Annotated in this window: 5 protein-coding genes; 2 read left to right on the top strand and 3 right to left on the bottom strand. The window is 53.0% G+C overall.

Annotated features, from left to right (window positions below):
• On the bottom strand, nucleotides 1–561 hold a 561-nt coding region (locus IGR76_06315; GenBank protein ID MBF2078131.1), incomplete at its 3' end, for a transposase.
• A 437-nt stretch (nucleotides 562–998) separates the two neighbouring features.
• On the opposite strand from IGR76_06315, the gene IGR76_06310 reads away from it, so the two are divergent.
• Together IGR76_06310 and IGR76_06305 are read left to right on the top strand one after the other, a co-directional pair.
• Nucleotides 999–2,222: a ferredoxin-NADP reductase gene (locus tag IGR76_06310; protein ID MBF2078130.1), complete on the top strand. Its 1,224-nt coding sequence runs from the start codon at nucleotides 999–1,001 to the stop codon at nucleotides 2,220–2,222.
• 262 nt (nucleotides 2,223–2,484) lie between these two features.
• Entirely contained in the window at nucleotides 2,485–3,180 is a 696-nt protein-coding gene (locus tag IGR76_06305; GenBank protein MBF2078129.1) for a hypothetical protein, read from the top strand.
• A gap of 55 nt (nucleotides 3,181–3,235) precedes the next feature.
• Here IGR76_06305 and IGR76_06300 read toward each other — a convergent pair whose 3' ends face one another.
• Together IGR76_06300 and IGR76_06295 are read right to left on the bottom strand one after the other, a co-directional pair.
• A complete protein-coding gene (locus IGR76_06300; GenBank protein MBF2078128.1) occupies nucleotides 3,236–4,759 on the bottom strand; it encodes a family 10 glycosylhydrolase in 1,524 nt (507 codons plus the stop codon).
• A gap of 176 nt (nucleotides 4,760–4,935) precedes the next feature.
• Entirely contained in the window at nucleotides 4,936–5,196 is a 261-nt protein-coding gene (locus IGR76_06295) for a hypothetical protein (GenBank protein MBF2078127.1), read from the bottom strand.
• Nucleotides 5,197–5,284: the final 88 nt, after the last annotated feature.

The raw sequence follows: 5,284 nt of genomic DNA, 5'->3' as shown, positions 1-5,284 counted from the left end.
AGAGCGATCTGGGGAAGCCCGCGCTCTACCCGATAGGGTGAGCGTCGGGAGGATGTCACGTGTTTTACCCGTTGGGTCAGTGGGCAGGTCAATCGCGATTTGGATGTAGTAGTCTCCGTTGCGACGCTTGACCAATGTTGCACTCGTCGGATTTTGCCCTCTCAAGAGTGCGCGTTGATAGTTGCCAATCGAAAGAGGCAACCACACACGCTGATTGAGCAAGGTAATGCCTACGTGCTGGTCAACTTCCCGATACGTGAAGACTCTGGCATCCAGACTGATCGAACTTGGTTTGAACTGGTGAACCTGCTTTGTCGCTTTCAAGTTGCCGACTACGCGACGAATTGCCTGACAAGCATGGTTCGCTTTCAATCCGGTCGTTGCTCTCACTTCCCGATAGGTCAAGTGATGCAGCTTCGTGGTGTTGCGAACGTTTTCCCGTTTTGCAACTGCCAATATCTGATTGCAAGCCTCAGCAAAAGCTTTCAGCGTCACGTCAATTTCTTGGCGCAACTCTAGATGGACTTGAAGCTTGCAGGATACAGATATGGTTTGAGTCATAGACTTATCCTATTTCATCCATATCTGTTGTCCTGTCAAGAGATTGTAAATTTTGGTGGCATCGAGCCACGCAAAATTTACGCTCCTATCCCTCCGCACCCACAAGGGGATGCGGTTCCCCGGAGATGATCATGAAATTGATACCAGATTGACATTCCGATTCGGTGTTTCTCGATATGGTGTTGATGCAATAAGGGGCGATCGCCCTGAATTGTGAGCATTCTTGGTGAGGAGCCAAACTTGGGCTAGAATGCGCCATACCCGTTGATGTACCGTGTTTTCTCAACGCTCTGTGTGGCGCTGAGCACTTGAAATGTGCAACGTGATGGATTTCGGAAACGCTCAAAATCCGGTAATTTAGACATTATCTGGTGGAAGCGGTGCGTCCCGAACGTGCCTGTCATATTGGATTCTGAAACTATCACCGATTTTTAACGATGTATAACCCAAGTGCAGCCGGCAGTGCCGCGAATACAAATTACGGTAGCCGCCTCTTCGTCTACGAAGTTCAAGGTTTGAGGCAAAATCAGGAAACGGATAAGAGTGATTATCCGATTCGTCGGAGCGGCAGTGTTTTTATGACTGTTCCCTATAACCGCATGAACGAGGAAATGCGTCGCATTGCTCGTCTCGGTGGGAAGATTGTCAGCATTCGCCCATTGGATGGTGCGTCAATACCCACGAATGGAGCCTCCTCATCAAGTCCTACGCAACCCGTTGTGACAAAAGCAGAGGACAAGCCCGTGACTCAGGCTAAAGAGAAGAAGCATGCAGACGTTCCAGTTAATATCTACCGTCCAAACAGCCCCTTCATCGGCAAGTGCATTAGCAACGAACCGTTGGTCGGTGAAGGTGGCATTGGCCGCGTAAACCACATCACCTTTGACTTGTCCGGTGGCGACCTGAAATATATTGAAGGCCAGAGTATTGGCATCATTCCGGCAGGTACAGATAATAATGGGAAACCCCACAAGTTGCGTCTGTACTCCATCGCTTCGACCCGTCATGGCGATGACATGAATGACAATACCGTATCCCTGTGCGTACGCCAGTTGGAGTACAAGCACCCCGAAAGTGGCGAAACGGTGTACGGTGTTTGCTCGACCTACCTATGCGACCTAGAACCCGGTGCTGACGTTAAAATCACTGGCCCTGTGGGTAAGGAAATGCTCCTCCCTCCCGATGAAGATGCCAACATCATCATGATGGGAACTGGAACCGGAATCGCGCCGTTCCGGGCGTACCTATGGCGAATGTTTAAAGACTACGAGCGCAGCCGGAACTCTGAGTATCAGTTCAAGGGTTTTGCATGGCTGTTCTTTGGTGTTCCTAAGACTCCGAACATTCTTTACAAGGAGGAACTGGAAGACATGCAGGCGAAGTATCCCGATAACTTCCGCCTGACCTACGCCATTAGCCGCGAACAGCAAAACTCTGAAGGTGGCAGAATGTATATCCAGCACCGGATTGCCGAGTATGCGGATGAGCTCTGGTCGCTAATCCAGCAAGAGAAGACGCACACCTATATCTGTGGTTTGAAAGGCATGGAAGGGGGCATTGATGAGGTGTTCTCGGCGGTGGCGGCGAAAGACGGCGTGAACTGGGCTGATTACCAGCGTGAAATGAAGAAAGCAGGCCGTTGGCACGTTGAAACCTACTAAGGTGAACGGCTAGCGATTTTTGGAACGGGTGGGGTTTACCTGCCCGTTTTTGCTCTCTGGAGGTGATGGGGGCAGGACTTACTGAGTCTTTTAGGCGATTTTGCGCGGGGTAACCCCGCGCAAAATCGCTCAATTGCATAAGTCCTGGGGGTGATGGGGTGTTAATTTCTTTGTGAATGGCGATCGCCTTTTGGGTCGGCGTGATAGCGTGAGGGTATACCTACCGTCTTCGCTGCATTACGGACGAATGAGGGGGTTAACCATGAAGCGTAAAATTGTTCTGGGCATTGTTACCTTTTTTCTGGCTTTAGGAGCCGTTGTGCTGGGGGCGCAGGTGGCGGTCAGTCAGAATGCTGAAAACGTCTTCGGGGTAATGGCTCAGCGCATGGCTCAGCGCATGGCGGGCGATCGCCCCTGTGCCCAGTGGGATGAAGATTTTACCAATTGGAACGATATGCCCCACCGCTGGGGAAATCGAAACTGGGATGATATGCCTCACATGCGTGGAAATTCCGATTGGGATGATATGCCCCATATGCGGGGAAATTCCGATTGGGATGATATGCAGGTCATTCATCAGCTCTTTGTCAACCATGACTCGATTCAGCGCACCGTGGAAGAAATTCCGGGCGGTATTCGAGCGGTGACCGAATCGGATGATCCCCAGATTGCGGCGTTGATCCAAGAGCACGTCACCGAAATGTACGATCGGATCGACGAGGGGCAAGGGTTTACGATGATGAGTCCGACGCTGCCGGAGATGTTTGTGAATGCTGAACACTACGATCGCCAGGTTGAGCTAACGCCGAACGGGGTGGCTATTACCGAAACCTCGGAGGATCCGGAGATTGTGGCGCTGATTCGGGAGCATGGGCAAGAGGTGAATGAGTTTGTGGCGGAGGGTATGGTCGCGATGATGAATGCGGGACGGTGTCCGGCTTCGGAGGTTCGGAGGTAGAGTAGGGGAGCGGTGGGCGGTATCCGTCCTACCGTAACTACTGTAACTACTGTAACTACCGGAGTTGGCAAAACTTGCGCTGATTGTCGATGTCGGGTTCTTGCCAGGAGTAGGCAAAGTGGCTGACGGAATCAATTTGCGGGAAGGTTTGGCGAAGGGCCTGCATTTGGATTTCCAGGGAGGGGTGGCCGTCCAGTTCTTTGCCCCAGATTCCGGCCAATACGGGCTTAACAGTGATGCCAGGAGAGGCATCGACGACCTCGCGAATTTGAGCCATGATGCAATCGGCTTCGCCACATACGGCATATACCATTGGGTGACGTTCCAGGTTGCTCGGAAACCGATCCCAGGGCTGCATCCGGGAGTCGAAACCTTGGCCAATCACATCGTTGCCTTCTGGGAAGAAAACGGTGCCCAGTTCGGTAATGCCGTGTCGTTGGGGAGCTAGGGTCGCCAAGTTGACGAAATCGATCACGCCCTGGAAGGCGTGGGCAATGCTGAGATACCAGAGTTCGCGTTGGAGGACGGGTTGGAGGTCGCTGGCGGATCGAGGGGTGGCGCTACTGGACGGCGATCGCCCCTCCCATAACGGCTCGGACTCTTGAGGATAGAGGGATTTGACCGATTCGATATCGTTAGCGGAAATGTAGCCTTGGTCGAGAAAACGGCTGATCAGTTCTCGGCCTCGCTGATTTTGGGCGCGATTTTCGAGGGCTTGCTGGGAGGCAGAGCCATAGATCCACAGGTCGCTAACCTTACTGGCCACGGAGTCTGCGCCTGCACCTTTGGGGTAACGCACATAGTCAAACAGCATGCCATCGGGATTGCGTTGGGCGATCGCTTCGGCCATGTAGTAGTAGTCCTGCTTAGCGATATCGCTGTAGGGATCAATAAAGGTTTCTTCGGAATTAGCCGTGCCGCCGCTAGCGATAGAGGCCATTTCCACGCTGGTCAGACCGCGACCGTTCCGCGCTAGGGCGTCTTGGCGATCGCTCCGTTGGCTGTAGGTATAGCCAAAATTCATCGTAAACATCCAGGCATTCACCTTCAGGCCGCGCTGATGTCCCTTGGCGATCGCCTCAGCCAGCAAATCCTTCTGCTCGTAGCCCGGAGTCCGAATCACCGACGGCCACGGGGTTTGATTTTCGGCTTGGGGCAGCAACACCTGACCGTTGTAGAAAGCTTCGACGTATACGGCGTTGTAGCCCTTGTTGACGATATGATCCAGCAGGGCATCCAGCACTCCGGGCAGGGCATCGCAGGGATAGAGGCGAATCCACATGGCTTGTTCGTGGATTGAAGACTGGCTGCGGCAGTCTTTAAGCTGATTGGCGTGGTCTTGTAGAATGGCTTGGTAGCTGGCGATCGCCCCTTCGTCACCGCTCAGAGCCGCTTGGCGTAGGGTTTCTTTTGCCGTCACATCAGCGTCGGGCATTTGGCAGTAGGGAGCGGTTTGCGCCTGGGTGGGGGTGGTAAGCCCCAGGGACAGGAGCAGGCTCAGCAGGGTCAAACTAGCGAAAACTAGGGGGGATAGGCGACGAAGTTTTAACACGGTTGTAACGACGGGTGAATGGTCGATGGAAGATCAATGGGCGATCGCACCCTATCCTAGCGAACCTAATCATAGAGTGAACCACTGGAATTTGATGGCATGAATAAAGAATTCATAACCTTGTTGGTTCGGTTTGAGCAAACGGTTCGGGAGGAGCATCATCCCAGAACAGGTGACCCGCTGGCGTGTTGAAAGTTCCGAGTTCAACACTCGATGGGATAGCCATATTTTTCAAACCATTCGGCGTAGGTCTTGGCAATTTCGGCTGCTAGGGCTGGATCTAAGGAATCTTTCCAGGCTCCGTAGCGACCATCGGTGATATGCCCTTTGTGAAACAGGTTTTTTTCGTTGTACATGGCGTTGCGATCGCCTTCAGACTCATATTTGAGGGTGTCTAGCTCGTCAATAATGGCTGCGGGTAGGGGGTCATCGTCGCGGCTGCGCATAAAGGTCGATGGAGGCACGGCTCGCCGCAATCTCCACCACTAAAAATCGCCAATGAACTACCCCGCCGCAAGCGGACGGGGTATCAGAATCAAAAAAGAGCAAGTT

The organism is Synechococcales cyanobacterium T60_A2020_003, assembly GCA_015272205.1.
Lineage (GTDB): Bacteria > Cyanobacteriota > Cyanobacteriia > RECH01 > RECH01 > JACYMB01.
The sequence above is the reverse complement of the archived record's forward strand: the minus strand, read 5'-3'. Positions and strand labels throughout refer to the sequence as shown.

What these genes read in the sequence shown, in the direction of transcription:
- IGR76_06310 (MBF2078130.1), top strand. Translation starts at nt 999, where the DNA reads ATGTATAACCCAAGTGCAGCCGGCAGTGCCGCGAATACAAATTACGGT.
- IGR76_06305 (MBF2078129.1), top strand. Translation starts at nt 2,485, where the DNA reads ATGAAGCGTAAAATTGTTCTGGGCATTGTTACCTTTTTTCTGGCTTTA.